This window comes from Nocardia sp. NPDC052001 (genome assembly GCF_040680615.1).
Classification (GTDB): Bacteria; Actinomycetota; Actinomycetes; order Mycobacteriales; family Mycobacteriaceae; genus Nocardia.
This window is the reverse complement of the sequence record NZ_JBFAXC010000012.1, coordinates 116,055-133,256: the sequence shown is the minus strand read 5'-3', so window position 1 is coordinate 133,256 and position 17,202 is coordinate 116,055. Positions and strand designations below refer to the sequence as shown.

13 protein-coding genes are annotated in these 17,202 nt (G+C 66.1%); 3 read left to right on the top strand and 10 right to left on the bottom strand.

Annotated elements, in window-relative coordinates; translation table 11 throughout:
- Positions 1-32: 32 nt before the first annotated feature.
- Positions 33-1,004 (top strand): alpha/beta hydrolase family protein, encoded by a 972-nt coding sequence (locus tag AB0L82_RS36675; protein ID WP_364647430.1) that lies wholly within the window; start codon positions 33-35, stop codon positions 1,002-1,004.
- On the opposite strand, the gene AB0L82_RS36670 is transcribed toward AB0L82_RS36675, so the two are convergent.
- From AB0L82_RS36670 to AB0L82_RS36640, 7 genes are all read right to left on the bottom strand, one after another.
- On the bottom strand, positions 1,001-2,347 hold the full coding sequence (locus tag AB0L82_RS36670) for an MFS transporter (RefSeq protein WP_364647570.1): 1,347 nt from the start codon (positions 2,345-2,347) through the stop codon (positions 1,001-1,003). The genes AB0L82_RS36675 and AB0L82_RS36670 overlap by 4 nt on opposite strands.
- Positions 2,348-2,633: 286 nt before the next feature.
- Positions 2,634-3,644, bottom strand: coding sequence for a GTP-binding protein (locus AB0L82_RS36665; protein ID WP_364647428.1), 1,011 nt, complete (start codon positions 3,642-3,644; stop codon positions 2,634-2,636).
- Positions 3,637-5,037, bottom strand: coding sequence for a UbiD family decarboxylase (locus AB0L82_RS36660; protein WP_364647425.1), 1,401 nt, complete (start codon positions 5,035-5,037; stop codon positions 3,637-3,639). The genes AB0L82_RS36665 and AB0L82_RS36660 overlap by 8 nt, the downstream gene beginning before the upstream one ends.
- Entirely contained in the window at positions 5,034-5,669 is a 636-nt protein-coding gene (locus AB0L82_RS36655; RefSeq protein ID WP_364647422.1) for a UbiX family flavin prenyltransferase, read from the bottom strand. Before AB0L82_RS36655 ends, AB0L82_RS36660 begins: the two co-directional genes overlap by 4 nt.
- Complete coding sequence (locus AB0L82_RS36650) at positions 5,659-7,020, bottom strand: nucleobase:cation symporter-2 family protein (RefSeq protein ID WP_364647420.1); 1,362 nt, start codon at positions 7,018-7,020, stop codon at positions 5,659-5,661. The genes AB0L82_RS36655 and AB0L82_RS36650 overlap by 11 nt, the downstream gene beginning before the upstream one ends.
- Before the next feature lie 7 nt (positions 7,021-7,027).
- Positions 7,028-8,479, bottom strand: coding sequence for a nucleobase:cation symporter-2 family protein (locus AB0L82_RS36645; protein ID WP_364647417.1), 1,452 nt, complete (start codon positions 8,477-8,479; stop codon positions 7,028-7,030).
- A 64-nt stretch (positions 8,480-8,543) separates the two neighbouring features.
- Positions 8,544-9,950, bottom strand: coding sequence for an amidohydrolase (locus AB0L82_RS36640; RefSeq protein ID WP_364647415.1), 1,407 nt, complete (start codon positions 9,948-9,950; stop codon positions 8,544-8,546).
- Positions 9,951-10,398: 448 nt separating this feature from the next.
- Here AB0L82_RS36640 and AB0L82_RS36635 point away from each other — a divergent pair, with 448 nt between their 5' ends.
- On the top strand, positions 10,399-11,385 hold the full coding sequence (locus tag AB0L82_RS36635) for an amidohydrolase family protein (protein ID WP_364647413.1): 987 nt from the start codon (positions 10,399-10,401) through the stop codon (positions 11,383-11,385).
- Between the two features lie 11 nt (positions 11,386-11,396).
- Here the strand turns inward: AB0L82_RS36635 and AB0L82_RS36630 are convergent, their stop codons facing one another.
- Positions 11,397-12,179 carry a GntR family transcriptional regulator gene (locus tag AB0L82_RS36630; protein ID WP_364647410.1) on the bottom strand — a complete coding sequence of 261 codons (783 nt, stop codon included), beginning with the start codon at positions 12,177-12,179 and terminating at the stop codon, positions 11,397-11,399.
- 193 nt (positions 12,180-12,372) lie between these two features.
- Here AB0L82_RS36630 and pucD point away from each other — a divergent pair, with 193 nt between their 5' ends.
- Positions 12,373-14,754, top strand: a complete 2,382-nt coding sequence (gene pucD / locus AB0L82_RS36625; RefSeq protein ID WP_364647407.1) for a xanthine dehydrogenase subunit D — start codon at positions 12,373-12,375, stop codon at positions 14,752-14,754.
- Here the strand turns inward: pucD and AB0L82_RS36620 are convergent.
- Entirely contained in the window at positions 14,730-16,217 is a 1,488-nt protein-coding gene (locus tag AB0L82_RS36620; RefSeq protein WP_364647404.1) for a PucR family transcriptional regulator ligand-binding domain-containing protein, read from the bottom strand. The genes pucD and AB0L82_RS36620 overlap by 25 nt on opposite strands.
- 73 nt (positions 16,218-16,290) lie before the next feature.
- Complete coding sequence (gene xdhC / locus AB0L82_RS36615) at positions 16,291-17,202, bottom strand: xanthine dehydrogenase accessory protein XdhC (RefSeq protein WP_364647401.1); 912 nt, start codon at positions 17,200-17,202, stop codon at positions 16,291-16,293.

Here is a 17,202-nt window from a genome sequence, read left to right as displayed (position 1 = left end):
GGATCCGGCCCTTACCGGCTGATACTGGAATCATGCACCGAATCCTGCGCTGTTCTCTCGTGGTCATCGCCGCATTCGCTGCCCTATTGCCAATACCCGGGCACGCCGATCCGGGCTCCTCGATTCTGGAGGTACGCCCGCTCGGTGGCCGGCAATTCGAAGTCATGGTCTTCTCGGCCGCCATGAACAGGGCGATACCGGTCTGGGTATCGCACCCCGATGGTCCCGCGCCCGCGCTCTATCTGCTCAACGCGGTCGACGGCGGCGAGAGTGGCGGGCCGTGGACCAACCGCACCGATATCGCTCAGTTCTTCGCCGATAAACCGGTCAATGTGATTCAGCCGATCGGCGGGCGCGCCTCCTACTACACCGACTGGGTGGCCGACGATCCTGCGCTCGGGCGCAACCGGTGGTCCACCTTCCTGATCGATGAGCTGCCACCGTTGCTGGAGAACCACTTCGGCATGACCGGCCGCAATGCCGTTGCCGGAACGTCGATGTCGGCGACCTCGGCGCTGAACCTGGCCATCGAGGCGCCGGGCAAATATCAGGCCGTGGGTTCCTACAGCGGCTGCCCGCGCACCAGTGATCCGGTGTCGACCGCGTACGTGTACTCCCAATTGCAGCCGTTCGGTGCGAGCGCGTCCAATATGTGGGGCGCACCGGGCAATCCGGCCTGGGCCGCACACGATCCGATTGTGAACGCGGACCGGTTACGCGGTGTGGCACTGTATATTTCGGCCGGAGACGGCGCGGCCGGAGTGCATGACACGCTTGCGGATCCGTCGATCGGCGGTGATGCCGCACGACTGGCCGATCGCATGCTGGTGGGCGGCACGATGGAATCCGTTGTGCGCGGATGTACCGCCGCACTGACCGATCGGCTTGCCGCACAGGGTATTCCGGCTCAGGTCGTATTCCGGTCCGGTACCCATGCGTGGCCATATTGGCAGGATGACGTGCACGACTCCTGGCCCATGTTCGCCAGTGCGCTCGGGGTCTAGACGGCGTTCTCGCGAGTCACGGGTTCGGGTAGTGCGAGCGTGAGCACGCCCATGGCCAGCGCCACCACCGCGATCGCGCTGAACATGGTGACGCTTCCGGTCAGGGTGTGCGCACGGAAGAACACCGCGCTGAGCAATGCCAGGCCCAGTGCGTTGCCGAGCTGCTCGATGGTCGGTACCAAGCCCGAGGCGGCGTCCAGCTGCCGCTGCGCCAGTCCCGACAGCATGATCGGTTGCAGTGGTACACAGAACATTCCGACGCACAGACCCGCCAGCAGAACCGGGCCGATCACCAGGGGCACCGAAACAACACCCGCGCTCACCCTCAGATAGATCGCGCCTATCGCGACGCAAATGCCGTATCCGGTGATCGCTACAGCCAGCGTGCGAACTCCCCAGCGTCGCACCAGGATCGGGGAAGCCAGCGCGCCCGCGCAGGCGCCCACCGCGAAGGGGGTCATCAAAAGACCTGTGCGCCAGGCGGAGAAGCCGAGTTCATCCTGCAGGGTGATGGAGACCGCGAAGACGAAGGCGGTGAACATGCCGAAAAACGCGGTCACCAGTGCGGATCCGATGGCGAACCGGCGGTCGGCGAACAGATCGAACCGCACCATCGGGCTGCGTCCACGCCGTGCCTCGCGCCGCTGCTGCGCGAGGAATACCGCTGCGCAAATCGCGGCCCCGGCGATCATCGCCAACGGTATCGGCCGCCAGCCGTTCTGCTGGATATCGGTGAGCGCGTACAGGAGTGCGAACAGGCTGACCGTGGACAGCAGCGCTCCGGCGGGATCGAGCCGCTCGCGATGTTCCGGTCGGCCCAGGCGCAGATACCGCAGGGCCAGTGCCAGGGCGGCCAGTCCGAGCGGCAGGTTGATCAGGAACACCGAATGCCAGCCCAGCCCGAACAGATCGGCCATGACCAGCGCCCCGCCGAGAATGGGCCCCACCATTCCGGCGAATCCGGCCACCGCGCCGTAGATGGCGAACACCTGCTGATGCCTGTCACGAGGGAAGGCAGCCGCAACGATGGCGATGGTCTGCGCGGTCATTCCCGCCGCCGCACCGCCCTGCACAACCCGTGCCGCGACGAGTTCTCCCGCACTGCCTGACATTCCGCACCACACCGAGGCCGCGGTGAACACCACCACCGAGGCCAGGAACATGACACGCCGCCCCACCAGCTCGCCGATGCGTGCCGCGGTGAGCAGCGTGCACGCGAACGCCAGCGAATACCCCGACACCACCAACAGCTGTGCCTGGCGCGACACCGCCAAATCCGCGGTGATGCTGGGCAGCGCGGTAGTGACGATCGTCCCGTCGATCATCTGCATGAAGACCGCGATCAGACAACCCGCGAAGGAAAGCCACGCCCCCGCCCGCCTGCCCGCCCCCGCATGCGAGTCGCCCAGATCACCCCTGAAGTCGGCGGCGACTCGCTCGCTGCCAACGGACGTCTCGAACCTCTGCGGTGAGTCGATACGGCCAGCATATCCGGGGCAAACCACTCCCCGCGTTATTCCGGCCGTGCCGATCTCGGAGTGTGGTGCCGATGCGCGCCGCATCGTAGTCGATCCGATGACGCATTGCCCACCGTCGGCGGCCGAGCACGCACCGGCGGCCGGTCGGGCGTCACCGCGCGTTTGGTGTCAGCGCTCGATCCGCCATGCAGGAGAGCAATCCGCGGGTGAGTTCGGCGCGGTCGAGATCGCGGCCGATGAAGACCACTTTGCCGGTGCGGTCCTGGTCGAGCCATGGGGTCGAGGGGCGGAGTTCGAATACCTCGTGCACGCCCTGCAATACGAAGCGGCGCGGGTCCTGCTCGACCGCGAACAGCCCTTTCATGCGGTAGACCTGGGCGCCGTGCTCGCGCAGGTGCGCGGTCAGCCACTGCTGGAGCGCGTGCTGGTCGAGGGCTCCGTCCAGTTCGATACCGACCGAGGTGAGGGTTGGATCGTGCTGGTGCCCATCGTCTTCGAGCCAGTGTGGATCACCTGACATGGGGCGCGAGAGGTCGAAGGCCGAGATGCCGAGTACATCGGCCAGATTCACGTCCGCGTAGCGGGAGGCGATGATGTCGGCGGTGGCGTTGATGGCGCGCACCTCGCGTTCGACCGCCGCCAGTTCGGGGGCGTCGACCAGGTCGACCTTGTTGATCACGATGCGGTCGGCGAAGGCGATCTGATCGACGACCGTGGATCCCAGTCCGTCGTGGCCGGTTTCGGCGAGGTGGCCGCGAATGTGCTTGGCGTCCACCAGTGTGACGATGGCGTCCAGGGTGAAGTTCGCGGTGATCTCCTCATCCACGAAGAAGGTCTGCGCCACCGGATTGGGGTCGGCGAGCCCGCTGGTCTCGATGAGAATGCGATCGAAGCGGTCGCTGCGTTCGAGCAGTGAGCGCAGGATCTCGATCAGATCGGTGCGCGCGGTGCAGCACAGGCAGCAGCCGTTGCTCATCTCGATGATCTTCTCGTCGGCGTTGAGCACGAGATCGTTGTCGATCGGGATCTCCCCGAACTCGTTCTCGATCACCGCGATTCGATGCCCGTGCTGGGCGGTCAGAATGTGATTGACCAGCGTCGTCTTACCGGATCCGAGGAATCCGGTCAGGACAGTCACCGGGATCTTGTTGTGCTCAGCCATGATTCGCTCCTGTCGTGAGGGTGGTGAGGAGGGTGCGCGCACGGGACATCGCGTCATCGGAGATCTCGATGCGCCTGCCCTCGAATTCGGGTCCGCGGGTGGCGTCCAAGCCCATGCGCGAGGTGGTGCCGTCGCTGGTGGAGGACGGATCCAGCGGAGATCCGGGCAGCCCGTCCACGGTGAGAATGTCGCGATGCGGCTGGAAATGCGTGGCCAGCGCCCACAGCACCGCCGCGTCATCGGTGAGGTCGATATCGCTGTCGACCGCGATGACGGTCTTGAGATACGGATCCCAGCCCAGCAGTCCGAGCATGATCTGCCGGGCCTGCCCCGGACGGGACTGGCGCACCGCCACATAGCAGTGGAAGTGCGTGCCCGAGGTCGGATAGTGCACCGCGGTCACATCCGGAAAACGCGCCTTGAGTTTCTCCGCCATCTCCGATTCCCGCGGCACGCGAGCGAGATTCAGATGCTCGGCGGTATTGCCGCCTTCGACGTCGAACAGCATCGGCTGCCGTCGCCGCAGGATGGTTTCGACCCGCAGCACATTGTTGGTGGAGCGGTTGGACGAGTAGCCGGAGAACTCGCCGAAGGGCCCCTCCTGCGCGTGCGCGGCGGGATCGATCACGCCTTCGAGGACGAAATCCGACCACGCCGGAACGCCGATACCGTAGGCGGGGGTCGCCACCACATCGAGCGGTTCGCCGAACAATCCGCCCGCGACCGCCCGCTCATCGACGTCGTACCCCACCCGCGCGGACGCGGCGAGCATGAACAGCGGATGCCCGCCGATCACCATGGCCACCGGCATCGGCTCACCGCGTTCGGCATAACGTGCCAGCATTCTCCACAGATCGCCCCGCGAATGCAGGCTCGTCGCCAGTTCAGTCGGCGAATGCACCATGGCCCGGTGATAGCTCATATTTCCCACGCCGGTGTCCGGATCGGTGGCGACGATGACGCCGCTGGTGATGTACGGCGCGCGGTCGGAGGCGAAGTGGCGCAACATCGGCAGCGAACCCAGGTCGACCTCCGCGCCGGAGCGGACATCCTCGAGGATCGGTCCGGAATCGACGTATCGGGGTGGCACCGGCGCGGCCGCGCGTGCGGCGAACGTTTCGTGCAACTGCTCCGGACGAGTTCCGAGCATTCGCGCGATGCGGGTGCGGGAGGCGAACATATTGCTCACCACCGGCACCTCGATGCCATTCACCTTGCGGCACAACAGCATGTCCTCGCGGCCGCGCGCGGCGAGTTCGTAGATCAATCCTGTCACGCCCTGATCGGCGGCCACGACATCGTCGATCACCAATACGTCCTCGGGATGCTCGGCCCGATAGCGGTCGACGAAGGCGTGTGAATCCTGTTGCGGGGCAAGGGCTTCGTAGGTCATCGGGCGGCTCCGGTCAGTCGGTCGGCGGGCAGCGGACCCTGCCAGCGGGGAAACAGGTCATGCTCGATGCCGAACTGGTCGAGGATCTTCCCGCTCAGATGCGCGAGCAACGCCTCGATCGAATCGGGCCGCTGATAGAACGCGGGCACAGGTGGCAGGACGATCGCCCCGGCCTCGGTCACGGCGGTCATATTGCGCAAATGCACCAGGCTCAAAGGGGTTTCGCGGGTCACCAGCACCAGGCGGCGGCGCTCCTTGAGACAGACATCGGCCGCTCGGCTCAGCAGATCATCGGAGTAGCCGTGCGCGATACCCGCCAGCGTCTTCATCGAACACGGCACCACCACCATGCCCATGGTGAGAAATGACCCGGAGGCGATGGAGGCGGCAATATCGCCGCGCTGATGCGTCACGTCGGCGAGTGCGCCGAGCTCCTCCGGCCGCAGACCTGTTTCGAGTTCGAGGGTGCGATGGGCCGCCCGCGAAATCACCAAATGTGTTTCCACGACCCGCAATCGGCGCAATGCGGTCAGCAGATGGATGGCCAGCTGGGGTGCGCTCGCACCGGTGACGCCCACGATGAGTCGTGGCCTGGCGGGGGCGAATCCGCCATCACGATATTCAGCAGACATGACGCTCTTTCTCGGGGGAATGGAACAGCGCGTTGAGCCCGATCGCGAGGATGGTTCCCGTCGCGACGCCGCTCTTGCAGAACATTTCGGCGAAATCGGGTAGCTGCCTGTAGAAGTTCGGCGCGAACGCGGGCACCAGCCCGACCCCCAGCGACAGCATGACGATGGTCAGATTGCCGGATCGGTCGAAATCCACCCGCGACAGAATCTGGATACCGGAGACGGTCAGCGCGCCGAAGGTCACGATGGCGGCCGCGCCGATCACCGGTTCCGGAATGGCCGCGGCCACCCGCCCGATCGGCTGGAACACCCCGAACAGGATCAACAGCACGCCCACGACGATCACCGGATAGCGACTGCGCACCTTGGTCAGTGCGATGAGACCGATGTTCTGACCGAATGTGGTGTACAGGAACCCATTGAAGAATCCGCTGCACAGCGTCATCAGCCCGTCCACGCGCAGCAGCCGCGCGATATCGTCGGGCCCGACCGGTTTGCCGACCACCTCTCCGACCGCCAACCCCTGCCCCGAACCCTCGACCATCAGCACGAACACGATCACCAGAAACAGCAGGATCGACGGAATATCGAAGCGCAGCGCGCCGAAATGCATCGGCCCGATGATTCCGATGATGGGTCCGTGTGCGACCCGGGACAGCGAACCGATTCCGACCGACCAGCCGATGATCGCGCCGACCACCAGCGCCAGCAGGATCGACAACTGTCCGAGCAGTCCGCGAAGCAGCCGCCGGAACACCACCATCAATGCCACGGTGCCCGCCGCGAGGCCGATATGGCTGAGCCGCCCGTAGTCGCGCGAGCTCGGATCGGAACCGGCGATGAGCCGGATACCGACCGGAATGAGAGTCAGCCCGATCAGGGTGATCACCGTGCCGGTCACCACGGCGGGAAACAGTCGCAGCAACAGGCTGAAATACGGTGCGGCCAGCACCCAGATCAGGCCCGCGATCAACAGTGAACCGTAAACCGTTGGCAGCCCATGACTTTGGCCGACCAGGACCATCGGCACGATTCCGCTGGAGGCGGCTCCCACCACCAGCGGCATGCGAATGCCGAACTTCCACACCCCCGCCGCCTGGATGAGGGTGCCCACTCCGGCGAGGATCAGGTCGATGCTGATCAGGTCCGCGATCTGCGCGCCGGTCAGGCCGAGCGCCGCGCCGACGACAATGGGGACCACGACCGCACCCGCGTACATCACCAGGGTGTGCTGGAGGCCGAGTAAGACCATGTGCCAGAACGGCGGTCGTTGATCTACCGCGTGGATATTGCCGCTGATCTTCGCCGTATCCCGTTCGGGTACGTCGCGTTCGGGCTGTTCCAATGCCATGACGTGCTCAGATCGCCGGTCGCGGATGGGACCGAACGGATTCGTCCACCGCAGGCCGCCCATCGGTAGCGGTGTCCTGCTCCGCTTCCGTTGCGATGTCCTCGCGCACCGGCGATTCCGCGTCTTGCGAATCTTCCCCGCCGACACCGTTGAGCAGCAGGTTCAGCAGGAACGCCGCGATACCCCCGGCCGCGATTCCGCTCGACAGTACGGTCTGCATGGGTACCGGCAGATGACTGTAGAAGTCGGGCGCACCCACCGGCATGAGGCCGAAACCGAAGGCGATGGCGACGATCAGATGATTGCGCGGCCGACTGAAATCCGCTGCGAGCATGAACTTCACACCGATCGCGCCGAGGGTGCCGAACATGACTATTCCGATACCGCCGAGCACCGGCCCCGGCAGCGAGGCCACTACCGCACCGAGCTTGGGCATCAATCCGATGATCACCAGGATCACCCCGGCCCCGGCGACGACATAGCGGCTCATCACCCGGGTGATGCTGACCAACCCGACATTCCCGCCGAAGGTGACGAATGTGAAGGAGCTGAACACCCCGGCCAGTGCCGTGCCGAGTCCGTCGGCGCGCAGTGCCCGGGCGATATCACGCGGTCCGAGCTCACGTCCCACGATCTCCCCGGTCGCGAAGGTATCGCCGGTCGACTCGACCATATTCACCACCTGCACCACCAGCATGGGCAGGATGGCGGCCACCACGAAGACCGGCGCGCCGAACGAAAAGGGATGTGCCAGACCGAAAATCGGCGCGGCGGAGGTGGCGGAGAAATCGGTGAGGCCCAGTGGCCATGCCGCCAGCGTGCCCACCCCGAGTGCGATGAGAATGGCGAAGCGGCCGATGGCGGGGCGGGCGAGCCGTTCGATCACCACGACGAGTACGACGGTGCCTAGCGCGAGCAGAAGTCGTTTGGGCGCACCGTGATCCGCGGCCGTCATCGGCCCCGAGATCAGTCGTGAGGTCGACGGCAGCAGCGAGAATCCGATGATCGCGATGGTCGTGCCGGTCACGATGGGCGGAAAGTAGCGCGCCAGTTTGGCGAACCACGGTGCGACGATCCAGGTGAGAACGCCGACCACGATGGTCGCCCCGAAGACGGCGGGCAGTCCCGCGTTGTTGCCGACGATGATGGCGGGTGTGATGCCGGTGAAGGTGGAGCCCATCACAATGGGCAGTCGCACACCGACATTGAAAATCCCGATCGTTTGCAGCAGTGTCGCGACACCGCTGACCAGCACGTTCGCGGTGACCAGCGTGGTGACCTGGGCAGGGGACAGACCCAGGCCCGCACCGATGACCAGCGGCACGGTGACCATGCCGGAGTAGGCGACGATCACATGTTGCAGGGCGAGGGGGATCAGGTGCCGGATCGGCGGGACGGTGTCGACGGGATGGCGGGGTGCGGTGGACCGGTTGCGTTTGAGGGGGAAACGGGTATTCATGGGTGACTCCTGGACGAGCGGTGCGACGCGGGGACGGCGTCGAAAGAGGTTGGGCGGCAAGCACTCAGCGCGATAGCGGCTGACGTAGTGCTTGCATGCCGGCCCGCGCGACCAGTTGCTGTGCCCGCTCCCGGGCCTCGTCGATGGCCGCGTCCTCATCGATGAGCAGGCAGCGGCCATGCTGATAGACGATGCGGCCGCCCACGATCGTGACCTCCACATCCGCACCGCGCGCGGAATAGACCAGCGAACTCACCGGATTGTGAACCGGCTGAATATGCGGCCGGTCGAGGCCGACGACGATGATGTCGGCGAGCTTTCCGGGTGCGAGTACACCGGCATCGATGCCGGCGTACTTCGCGCCCTCGCGGGTAGCCAGTTCGAGTGCTTCCTCGGCGCGGCAGGCGGTGGGGTCGCCGGTGGCGAGCCGCTGCGCGTAGACCGTGAGTTTCATTGCCTCGAACAGGTCTTGGCGATGTCCGCAGCTGGGACCATCACTGCCCAGGGCGACGGTGGCACCGAGCGCACGCAGGTCGCGCAGGCGCAGGGTGCCCGACGCGAGATAGGCGTTGGAGGAGGGATTGTGGGCGATCTTCGCACCCGCCATCGCGACCTGTTCGATCTCCTCGGCGTCGAGCCAGATGGCGTGTGCGAGCGTCGCGCGCTCGTCGAGCAGTCCGGCCTTGGCCAGCCATTGCACCGGCCGCACCCCGTAGGCGTCGAGGTAGCTGGCGGGATCACCGCTGCTCTCACAGCAGTGGGTGTGCCAGTGGGTGTCGAATTCGGTGGCCAGGTCCACACAACCGCGCACCACCCGCTGGTCCACGTAGGCGAGATTGAGTGCGGCGGGCCAGATTTCGACCATCGAGCCGCGTGGCCGCTGCTGCATCGCCTCGCGCGTCATGGCCACTTCGCTGGCGGTGTCGTAGCGGAACAACCCGTCGGGCTGCCCGCGCCGGGCCGCGATCTCGGTGCGATCACCGAGCATGCCGCGCGCTACCGCACCGCGCAGTCCGGCCTGTTCCATGACCTGCGCGACCGCCATGGTGGTCGTCAGATCGCTTGGTGCGTAGTGGTTTTCGATAATAGTGGTGGTGCCTGCGCGCAGTGCCTCCACCACGCCGAGCCGCGCGGCCGCTATCGCGTCCTGCGAGGACATCGCGATCGAGTAGGGCCACATGAACTCGCACAGCCACGGCACGATGGACATGCCTTCGCCGAGTCCGCGGGCCAGGGCCTGGGCCAGATGGTTGTGCCCGTCGACCAGGCCGGGCAGTACCGCTTTGCCGCGGCAGTCGATCACCGAATCGGTTCGCCAGTCGGCGAATTCGTCGTCCGGGCCGACCGCGACGATGCGTGATCCGCGGACCGCGACGGTCGCGTGTTCGTGGATGGTGCGGGCGTCGTCGACCGTGATCACGGTCCCGCCGGTCAGGAGTAGGTCGCAATGGGGGGTGGTTGGAGGGGTCATAGCCGCCTGTGCCTTCCCTGGCGGCGCGGCTGTACCAGCCGGGCCGCCTCAATCCGTGGCGTGGGAGCTGTACTCCCGCCAGAACGCGGAGTCCTGGTGTGCGCCGAACGGTTTAACCCAAGTCGGGAGGTCACCGGCAATGCCATCCGGTTTCGTTGTACCGGAGGCACATACATGTAAACCGGGCGCAAAGTCATTTGTCAACGGCGAATTTTGATCAAGATCACACCTTCGTCGCGAGATGTCATGTGCTGAACTGGCTCTATGCGACAGCCATGCGAGCACGGATTACATGCAATCCGTTGACGCGCTCGCCGTAGCTGTGGTCAACTCGTGCTATCGAGCCCGCCGGTCGGGCCAGGCTCGACCACCGTGGGAGGCGGTGGCCCGAAGGTGCGTGTGATTCGCGGCCGGGGATCTCATCCCGACCTGATCAGGAGAAATCATTGTGATCATCGATACCCACGTACATCCGACCAATCTCGTGGACGAAGCGTGGCGCCACACCGGTGAACCATTCACCGGCGAACGCGTGCTGAAGATGATGGACGGCCCGTTCTGGATCAACGGAAAACCCCGCCGGGTCGACGTCAGCTGCATTATGCCGCCGCCGGGCAATACGGCCTGGCGGGAAGGCAATCGCAGTGGCCGCGAAGGCATTCGCGATTACCAGGCCTATATCACCCGGCTGGTGCAGGAGTATCCGGACCGCTTCGTCGGAAACTTCATCTACAACCCGCGATTCGGGCCGGAGAACGGCGCCGCCGAACTGGCCTTCCATGTGCGCGAGCACGGCTACAAAATGATGAAACTGCACGCGAACATGCACTCCTACCGCCCGGACCGGGCGCTGGACTGGCTGCGCCCGGCCCTGCGGGTCTGCGACGAACTGGGCGTGACCGTGCTGATTCACACCGGCGACGGCCCGTATTCCATTCCCACGCAGTTCTATCCGATCATCCGCGAGTTCCCGAATGTGAACTTCATTCTAGGGCACTTCGGGGTGCAGACCGGTGGCGTCTATTGCTTCGAGGCGTTCTGGATGATTCAGGATTCGAAGAACGTCATCGGTGAATCCGGGTGGCTGCTGCAATCTCGCATCGTCGAATTCGCGAAGGAGATGAAGAAGAGCAAGATGGTCTTCGGCACCGATTCCCCGCCCAATGAACCCGGTATGTGGGCGCGTGAACTCGAGGTGCTGTGCCATGAGCCGCCGCAGGGCCTGAACCTGTCCGAGGACGACCTCGAGGGGTATCTCGGAAACAATATGGCCAAGCTGCTCGGGCTGGCCCCGACACCGCCGCCGAAGGATCAGGCCGAGGCGGAGGCGTATCTGCGCGGTGAGGTGCCGCAGGCCTCGGCCGCCAATACCCACGCCGACCACTACAGCGGGTACACCCCGTCGGCGCGGGCGGAAGAGGCAGCGCTCGGCTGAGATTCAGCGCTTCACCCCGGCGACCCGGCACCCTCAGGTGCCGGGTCGCCGGTCGCGGTGGAGGCGTCCGCGCCGGTGAGCAGGGGCTTGCGCCGGCGCGGTGCGTCGGCGGTCGTCTCATCGCGGAACTTGGCCTGCGAGAGCCGGATTCGCAGCCGGGAGATATGCCGCCGCGCCGCCGCCTCGGCCAGTTCCGGATCACCCGTTGCCATGGCGGCCACGACCTCCGTGTGCTCGTCCAGGGCCAGCCGCGGTGCGTCGGCATTGCGCCACAGCGAATGCAGGGCGATATGCGAGCGCCCGGCGATCGGCTCCAATGCCGCGTTCAGATGCGGACTTCCCGCCACCTCACGCACCAGCCGATGAAACCGCACGTCCAATTCGATATGGGTGGCCTGGTCCGCGCCGGCGGTCAGCGCGCGCTCATGCTCGGCGACCGTGTCCCGCAGCGCGGTCAGCCCCGCGCCGTCCAGGCGCTCGGTGGCCAGGCGAGCGGCCAAGCCCTCCAGCACTTCCCGCACCACATACAGTTCCCGCAGGTCGTCCAGGTCGACCTGGCTGACCTGGGCGCCGCGGTGCGGTGCGTGCACCGCCAGCCCCTCGTAGATCAGCCGCTGCACCGCCTCGCGCACCGGGGTGCGGCTCACCTCGAGCTGGCGGGCCAGTTCGGGCACGCTCAATGGCGTTCCCGGGGTGAGTTGATTGCGGAAGATGGCGGTCTTGAGCGCTTCGTAGGTGCTCTCGGTGAGCGACGCCGTGGCGGAAATGGCCGCCAGGCCAGGCGAATCCGTCATCACGGCGGCCTTTCTTCGATGCGGTCGGCACATTACATGCAATCATAGGGACCGCCGGTATAGACTGCCCCGAGGGGTCCGGTAGGGATGCACCGCAGGCTGTGGTGGGTGAATTTTCACGGGGATGGACCGGAACCTCCCGCTCGATTTCCCTCGGCGTCCAGTACGCCGCACAGCCGCAGGAGCCAGGTCAATGCCCGAAATAATTGGCACACAACCCACCCCGACCGCCCACAGCGGAACGCCCACGCTGGTGCGTGAGGCTCGCACCAGCGCAGGTCTCGGCGTCGGAGCCAGTGCGCGGCGTCCAGACGGATTGCTCAAGGTGACCGGCGAATTCGCCTACTCCTCGGATCTGTGGATGGAGGGCATGGTCTGGGGGAGTACCGTGCGCAGCCCGCACGCCTCGGCGCGGATCCGGTCCATCGATGTGAGCGCGGCGCTGGCGGTCGAGGGGGTCTGCGCCGTGCTGACCCACGAGGACGTGCCCGGCGCGAAGACGTACGGAATGAAGATCGCCGACCAGCCGGTGCTGGCCATGGACCGGGTGCGCTATCAGGGCGAACCGGTGGCGCTGGTGGCGGCGGACCATCCCGAAACCGCCCGGCGGGCAGCGAAATTGGTGATCGTCGAGTACGAGGAGTTGACTCCCCTCACCGATCCCGAACGCGCGCTGGACCCGGACGCTTCCCCGATTCACGAGGGCTCGAATCTGGTGCGGCACGTGAAGATTCGGCACGGCGATATGGAAAAGGCCCGTGCCGAAGCCGAAGTCGTCGTCACCGGAGACTACGAGGTCCGCATGCAGGACCAGGCGTTCCTCGGACCCGAATCGGGCCTGGCCGTGCCCAGTCCCGACGGCGGCGTGGAACTGTACGTGTCCTCCCAATGGCTGCACAAGGATCTCGAACAGCTCGCACCGTGTCTGGCCTTGCCGCCGGAGCAGGTGCGCCTGACCATGGCGGGGGTGGGCGGAGCCTTCGGCGGGCGCGAGGATCTCTCGGTGCATGTGCACGCCTGCATGCTGGCCCTGCGCCTCGGCAAACCGGTGAAGATGGTCTACAACCGGTACGAATCCTTCTTCGGACATGTGCATCGGCATCCGGCGAAGATGTACTACGAGCACGGTGCGACGCGCGAGGGAAAGCTCGTCTATGTCAAGGCGCGTCTGGTGCTCGACGGCGGCGCGTACACCTCGACCTCGCCGGTGGTGATCGCGAACGCCTCGTATTTCGTCGCCGGTGCGTACGAGGTCCCGCATGCGGAAATCGATGGCCTCGCGGTGTACAGCAATAATCCGCCCTGCGGTGCCATGCGCGGTTTCGGCGCGGTGCAGTCGGCGTACGCCTGCGAATCCAATATGGACAAGCTCGCCCGCGCGCTGGACATGGACCCGCTCGAGCTGCGCCTGAAGAACACCATGGTGACCGGTACGGTGCTGCCCACCGGACAGCCGATCGACGGTCCCGCTCCGGTGCGGGAACTGCTGGAATCGCTGCGGGACCGGCCGCTCCCGCCCGCGGAGACGAGCTGGGATGTGCGGCTGCTGCCCGGCGGTGTCGGCAATGTGACCCACGGCGAAGGGATTCGGCGCGGCATCGGCTATGCGGTGGGTGTCAAGGCGATCGGCTACTCGGGTGGAGTCGATGACTATTCGACCGCCCGGGTGACGCTGTCGGTCGCCGCCGGGGAGCCGGTGGTGTCCATCCACACCGCGGCCGCGGAATGCGGTCAGGGCATCACCACGGTCCAATCCCAGATCGCCACAACGGAATTGGGAGTGACCAATGTGGTGGTGCTGCCCGCCGACACCCAAATCGGTGATGCCGGTTCCGCGTCGGCGTCCCGCATGACCTGGATGTCCAGCGGTGCGGTGCAGGGTGCGTGCAAGCAGATCGCGGCCGAGGTGCTTCGGCGCGCGGCCGCCGCGTCCGGTCGCGGTGCGTCCGGACTTGTGTTGCGGGATAACGCCATCGCCGATGTGCTGACGGGGGCGACGGTGGCGACCATAGCCGACACGGTGGGTGCTGACACTCTCGAGCGGATCTTCGAATACCACCATCGCCCGACCGAGGGGATCGATCCCGAACGCGGCCAGGGCAATGCGCACATCGCCTTCGCCTTCTGCGCACACCGCGCCGTGGTCGATGTCGATGTGGAACTCGGGTTGGTGCGGGTGGTGGAGCTGGCCGCGGCGCAGGATGTCGGCAAGGCGATGAATCCGATGGCCGTCGAGGGTCAGATCGAGGGTGGCAGCGCACAGGGGCTCGGGTTGGCGCTGATGGAGGAGATTCTGCTGGATGACCAAGGGCGGCTGCGCAATCCGTCGTTCACCGACTATCTGATCCCCACCATCGCCGATGTGCCGTCGATGCCGATCACACTGTTCGAATTCCCGCATCCGGACGCGCCCTACGGTCTCAACGGTGTCGGTGAACCGCCGACGCTGTCCTCCACCCCGGCCATTCTGAACGCGTTGCGGGATGCGACGGGTTTGGATCTGCCGCGGGTTCCGGTGCGACCGGAGGATATCGCGCTGGGCGTGCCCGCTCAGCTCAGCGATAGCGCCAGATAGAAGTCGACTCGGTCTTCGAAGCGGGACAGGTCGCGACCGGTGAGCTCCTCGATGCGCGCGATGCGGTAGCGCAGCGTATTCACATGGACGAACATCAGATTCGCGCACCTGGCCCAGGAGCCGGACTCATCGAGGAACGTCCGCAGGGTGAGCACCAGATCGGCGTGGTGCTCACGATCATAGGTGAGCAGCGGTTCCAGCAGGCGGGTACGGAATTTGCGGCCGATCAGCTCGGGGATGCCCGCGAGCAGCATTGTCCTGGTAGCCAATTCGTGCTGACCGACCACGCTGCTCAGCTCATCGCGCGGCGCCAAACCGCAGGCGTAGCGGGCTTCCTCGACCGCGGCGCGCAATCCGGTCCGATCCGTCGCCGCGCTGATACCGACGCAGATCCGATCATTGCCCAGCCCGGGCGCCAAGGCGGTGACGGCGCGGCGGATATCGGCGTCGACCTCGCCGGCCGGAATCAATGCGATTGCGGTGCCGTCGATTACGCCCGCGAGCGCGTGCTGGCCGTCGAGCAGGTCGATCAGCAGTTCCAACGCGTGGTTCTCGCGCAGGGTGCCCGCCGTCAGGGCGACCGCGATGTAGCTGCCGCCCGGGCGCAGGCCCGTCAGCTCCAATGCCGAAATGAGCTGTTCGGGTTCGGTGTCGGCCACGATCAATTGGATGAGTCGCTGCGCGACCCTGTTCTCCGCGCTGAGCCGCTCGTCCTGGCGTCCGCGCTCGGAGGCGACCAGTGCGCACAATTCGCTTGCCAGAGCGCGCCTTTCGGTGGACCAGTCACTGAAGTCGGCCGCGAACACCAGGAGCCAGTCCAGCACCCGAGGTGTGTGCTTTTCGTCGGCGGCCACGATCGAATAGCGAATTTCCTGCTCCCGCAGTACCACCGGGAAAGTGCGCGCGGTGAGGAAGGCGGCCGCCGCACCGTGCGGGGGCGGCTGCGGTCCGGCCACAACGCGTCCGGTCGGGGTCATGATCCAGCAGCGGATTCCGAGGTCGCGGTGCAGCAGTTCCAGCACCGGGGTGAGTCCGTTGCCCGAGATATGCCGACGGTGCCGATCCAGCATGGCGGTCAAACCCCCGGCATGGCCGGTGGAGAGCTCGCGGTTGAGCTGTTCGACCACCACCGAGAAGCTGACCCGCTCCGGCACCCGCAGCAGCGGCACCCCGTGCCGACGACAAGCTCGCACCACATCGTCCGGAATCCCGCCGTATCGGGCCTGGCCCGCCAGCATGCCCGCGACACCGGCTGTGGCCAACGCGTGCACGAAGGCGTCGCTGTCCGACGGTTCGTGCCGCCAGTGCATTCCGGTGACCACCAGCTCGCCGCCGGACAGGTAGCGGCTCGGATCGATCAGGTCGGTGGTGACCACCCAGCGCACCTCGCGATCGAGGTCCGCGTCGCCGGTGACCAATTCGAACCCCAGGTCAGAGAAGGTGAGTACGGATCGCAATCGCATACATCACGCTAACAGTTCGGTCGTGACCGCATGCTCGAACGGGATATGTTGTGGTGGAACATGATTCGAGGTTTCAGCGGTCGGTGACGACCGGGTGTGCCGACGCTGGAACCGACCGTGCCGACGGCGTCGAACACAGGGGCGACGGCGATGCGACGACCGGATCCTGTGTCTGCGCGGTGGCATCGGTCATGGTGCGCAGCAGATCCGCGGCAACGCTCACCGCGATGATCGCCGGTTCCTTGCCGGTGATCTCCGGCAGCCCGATCGGGGTCTTGATGCGAGCGAGCGCCTCCGGTGCGTGCTTGCCCTCGGCGATGAGCCGATGCCGGAATCGGGACCATTTGGCGGAGGAGCCGATGAGCCCGATGGAGCCGAGGTGATCCAGCCGCAAGGCGGCGTCGCAGAGCGCGGCGTCCTCCGCGTGATCGTGGGTCATGATCAGCACATGCGTCCCGGGCGGCAGCTGCGCGAGGACCTCCTCGGGCAGCAGCGGGGTGTGGTGCGCGTGCACCCGTGCCACCGCATCGGAGAGCACCCCGAGGCGTTCCGGATCGAGCATCTCGGGCCGGGTGTCGATCAAGTGCAGGTCCAGATCATGGCGGGCCAGTATGCGCGCCAGCTCCATTCCGACATGGCCAACGCCGAAGATGGCCACCGCGGGCGTCACCGGCAGCGGTTCCAGCAGGATGGTGACCTCGCCGCCGCAGCATTGCACACCGTGGCGGTTGAGCACCTTGTCGTTGAGGGCGAATTCCATCAGTTCGGGCTCCGGATCATCGGTGCGGCACAGCAATTCGCGCGCGCGATCCACGGCGGCGGCCTCGACATTGCCGCCGCCGATCGACCCCCACGTCTGTGCCACGCCGACAACGAGTTTCGCACCCGGGCGGCGTGGGGCATGACCCCGGACGGTCGCCACGGTGACGAGTACGCCGGGTTCTCGGCGGTCGCGCAATTGCGCGACCGCCGTCACCCACGTCAT

Bases quoted from the DNA above. Each gene is read 5' to 3' on its own strand.
- AB0L82_RS36675 (WP_364647430.1), top strand. From the start codon at position 33: ATGCACCGAATCCTGCGCTGTTCTCTCGTGGTCATCGCCGCATTCGCT.
- AB0L82_RS36665 (WP_364647428.1), bottom strand. From the start codon at position 3,644: ATGGCTGAGCACAACAAGATCCCGGTGACTGTCCTGACCGGATTCCTC.
- AB0L82_RS36660 (WP_364647425.1), bottom strand. From the start codon at position 5,037: ATGACCTACGAAGCCCTTGCCCCGCAACAGGATTCACACGCCTTCGTC.
- AB0L82_RS36655 (WP_364647422.1), bottom strand. From the start codon at position 5,669: ATGTCTGCTGAATATCGTGATGGCGGATTCGCCCCCGCCAGGCCACGA.
- AB0L82_RS36650 (WP_364647420.1), bottom strand. From the start codon at position 7,020: ATGGCATTGGAACAGCCCGAACGCGACGTACCCGAACGGGATACGGCG.
- AB0L82_RS36645 (WP_364647417.1), bottom strand. From the start codon at position 8,479: ATGAATACCCGTTTCCCCCTCAAACGCAACCGGTCCACCGCACCCCGC.
- AB0L82_RS36640 (WP_364647415.1), bottom strand. From the start codon at position 9,950: ATGACCCCTCCAACCACCCCCCATTGCGACCTACTCCTGACCGGCGGG.
- AB0L82_RS36630 (WP_364647410.1), bottom strand. From the start codon at position 12,179: ATGACGGATTCGCCTGGCCTGGCGGCCATTTCCGCCACGGCGTCGCTC.
- pucD (WP_364647407.1), top strand. From the start codon at position 12,373: ATGCCCGAAATAATTGGCACACAACCCACCCCGACCGCCCACAGCGGA.
- AB0L82_RS36620 (WP_364647404.1), bottom strand. From the start codon at position 16,217: ATGCGATTGCGATCCGTACTCACCTTCTCTGACCTGGGGTTCGAATTG.
- xdhC (WP_364647401.1), bottom strand. From the start codon at position 17,202: ATGACGTGGGTGACGGCGGTCGCGCAATTGCGCGACCGCCGAGAACCC.